Source organism: Collinsella sp. SGI.095 (assembly GCF_050314535.1).
Lineage (GTDB): Bacteria > Actinomycetota > Coriobacteriia > Coriobacteriales > Coriobacteriaceae > Collinsella.
In genome coordinates this window covers 1-3,482 of record NZ_JBNPNG010000040.1, presented here as the reverse complement: position 1 = coordinate 3,482, position 3,482 = coordinate 1, and the positions used below count along the sequence as shown (strand labels likewise).

General features: G+C 60.4%; 1 protein-coding gene. It reads left to right on the top strand.

Annotated features, from left to right (window positions below; all coding sequences use genetic code 11):
- Positions 1-106: 106 nt before the first annotated feature.
- Positions 107-2,974 carry a Spy0128 family protein gene (locus ACQRCA_RS08295; RefSeq protein WP_427719869.1) on the top strand — a complete coding sequence of 956 codons (2,868 nt, stop codon included), beginning with the start codon at positions 107-109 and terminating at the stop codon, positions 2,972-2,974.
- Positions 2,975-3,482 lie beyond the last annotated feature (508 nt).

Here is a 3,482-nt window from a genome sequence, read left to right as displayed (position 1 = left end):
TAAACTTTAAGCTGGAGCTGTCTATTTGACGCCCCTCGGGGCCACCGTAAATGTAGTTTGACAGCTCCGCGTGATCGGCGCGCAAGCGCTGGGGAGAGGAGCTTGTATGAAATCGAACGGCCACGCGAGCCGCTCGTGGCGTCGCCGTCTGTTTGCGGTGGCCGCTACGGTCATGCTCGCATTCGGGGTTGCGGCACCAACCGCAGCGCTGGCGGAGAACGCCGGCGGCGTGGTTGATAGGATGCCCGCCCACAGCAAAACCATCAAGGATAACGGGGACGGCACGTATGACCTCACGCTGTCCGTGACCGGCGACACCGAGCAGTCCTCGACCTCCACGCCGGTGGATGTCGTGTTCGTCGTCGATGTGTCGACGAGCATGAACAAGACGGTGAGCGGCTGGCGCGACAAGAGTCGCATGCAGGCCGCGCACGATGCTGCTGCCACCCTTGCGAATAGCCTGCTCACCGGCGAGAACGCCAACAAGCAGATTCAGGTCTCCGTCGTGACGTTTGGCACGAACGCCCAGGTCGCAACGGACTTCACGAGCGACCCGAATGCCGTTGCCAATGCCGTTCCGACGGCTGCCGAGGAGGACCAAGGCACGAACTGGGAGGGTGGCCTCAAGCTCGCGAACGCCCAGACGAGCGGACGCGAGGGCGCCGAGAAGCACATCGTGTTTCTCTCCGACGGTAACCCGACGTACCGCGTGAGCCCCATGGGCTATTCGAAGTGGGACGAGATCAGCCTTATTAATCCTGACCGCAAGAAGAACGATAACCTCTACGGGCTTGGCAATCGCGACACCAATGACGGACGTTGCTACGCCGCCGCCAAGGCCGAGGCCAATAACCGCAACGGCTCCAACCTGTTCGTCGTGAGCGTCGCCAAGGACGCCGATAGGATGACCTCCTTCGCGACTGACACCGCCGGCACCTTCCTCGACGGCACCACGGCCGACAACCTCGCGAGTGCGTTCACCCAGATTGGTCAGGTCATCACCAAGACCGCTGGCTACAAGGATGTCAAGATCATCGACCAGCTCACGCAGTGGGTTGAGGGCACGGCTGCGGACGGCTCCATCGAGAACGCCCGCTATGCCAAGAACGGTGCTGCGTGGAATGACGCTCCTGCTGCCACCGTCAACGGCGGCAACCTCAGCTGGGATCTTTCTGGGCTCGGTACGCTCGAGAAGGGTGTCACCTACTCCGTGACGTTTACCATTCGTCCCAGCGACGCGGCCAAGGCCGAGGTCGCCGCGGCTGGCGAGGCTAAGACCTTCGAGACGAACGTGGATGCTGCGAGCTACGTCGAGTACAAGACCGTCCAGACGCAGACTGGTCAGGGCAACATCGTCTCCGATGCCAAGACGGCCAACTTCGACGTCCCGACGATTGAGCTCGCCGCTCCTGCGCCCGTCACTGTTAAGGGTGCCGATAGCCTCGTCGGCCACAAGACGCTCAAGGGCCGCGCTCTCGCCGCTAACGAGTTCAGGTTCAAGATTTCCGCCATTACCGACGGCGCTCCGCTTCCTGCCGAGACGACCGTCTCCAACGACGCCGACGGCTACTTCAACTTTGGTGACATCACCTTCACTAAGACGGGCAAGTACGTCTACAAGGTGGCCGAGGACATCAGCAATCTTCCTGGTGGCGTCAGCCCCGTGACGCTGTCCAAGACCGTCGCGATTGACGTGACCTATGCGAATGGTGTCCTCGAGGCGAACGTCAATGGTGACCTCGAGTTCGTCAACAACTACAGCACGAACGACGGCACGAACGAAACCAAGGTTTCCCTGACCGGCACCAAGACCATCGATGCCGCCCCGGGCCTCACTGCCCCGGCGCTCAAAGACGGCGATTACGAGTTCAAGATTTCTGCCGATACCATCGGCGCTCCGCTTCCTGCCCAGACGACCGTCTCCAACGTCAATGGCGAATTCAGCTTCGGCGACATCACCTTCACCAAGGCTGACCTCGGCGACGAGATGAGCAAGACGTTCGAGTACACCGTTACCGAGAGTGGCTCCAAGCCTGGCGTCGCCAACGACGACGCTCACACCGTCAAGATCACCGTGACCGATGACGGCCAGGGCAACCTCACCGCCGTTCCCGAAGGCGACCTCAACTTCGTGAACACCTACTCCGCCGCCGCTGTCGACTTCAGCGTGTCCCAGAACGTCTCCGTCACGAAGCAGCTCGATGGCCGCGACCTCAAGGAGGGTGAGTTCACCTTCGAGCTCGTTGAGGGCGACCAGGTAGTTGCTACCGCTACCAACGCTGCCGACGGCACCGTGGTCTTTAACGCCCAGAACTACACCAAGCCTGGCACGCACGTCTACACCATCCGCGAGGCTCTTGGCGATGTTGCTGGCGTCACCTATGACACGGGGGCCTACACGGATACCGTGAATATCGAGGACAACGGCGAGGGTCAGCTTGTTGCCAGCACCGAGGGTGCAAGCGCCATCGTGTTCAACAACTCCTACACCGCCGCTCCCGTGACCGTGGATCTCACGGCCACGAAGGTCCTCAACGGCGCTGACCTCTCTGATGGCCAGTTCACCTTCGAGCTCCTCAACAACGGTGACGTCATGGATCGAGCCACCAACGACGCCGAGGGTAACGTCGCCTTCCGCGAACTCACCCTGAAGCAGGCTGGTACCTACACCTTCACCATGCGTGAGGTCGCCGGTGACGTCGAGGGCATGACCTACGACACCGCCGAGCACACGGTCAAGATTACGGTTGCCGACAACGGCGAGGGCCAGCTCGAGGCCACCGTCGAGGGCAATAACCCGACCTTCACCAACAGCTACACTGTTCCCGCCGCTAAGCCCAGCGAGCCCGAGCAGCCCGCGAAGCAGCTCCCTCAGACGGGTGACACCAACAACGCGACGCTCCCCATCGTGTTCGCCGTTGCCGCCGTTGTCTGCATCGCTGCTGGCGTGACCGTGAGCCGCAAGAGGAAGTAACCTCGAAGCTCGCGAATAGCGTTTAACTATGAGCCCGGTAGGCGTTTCGCCTGCCGGGCTTCTTTTTTTTCGCCGGATTTGAGCCTCATAAATAAGGGGATAGCGAAGGTGAGCAGCCAATCGGGCTTAGCGCGAGTAGACCCCCAATTTTTCGCTGCAAAACCGCAGGTGAGAATGAGCTGGGATGGCCGTCTACTTTTCCAAAGGCAATTTGGCTGCTCACCTTCGCTATCCGTTAAATATCGAACCCGAATCTGGTGCCCTAAAGACGCGTGATTAGGCGTCGAATGGTCGCAAATTGCTATCGGGTCGGGGCACGTAGCGCTTGTCCATTTGGCGTCGCGCCGTGGGTCGCGACGCGCTTGTTCACGATTTTGCGAGATCGCATCACCTGATACTCTGCAATCGGTAAACATGCCTGTCACGCATGGTGAGCATGCGTTCATGCGGCAGAAAAAACGGGTACCCGGGCTATCGCTCCCTAAATATGCATATAAGCGATATTTTG

Coding starts and splice junctions, on each gene's coding strand:
- ACQRCA_RS08295 (WP_427719869.1), top strand. CDS start 107: ATGAAATCGAACGGCCACGCGAGCCGCTCGTGGCGTCGCCGTCTGTTT.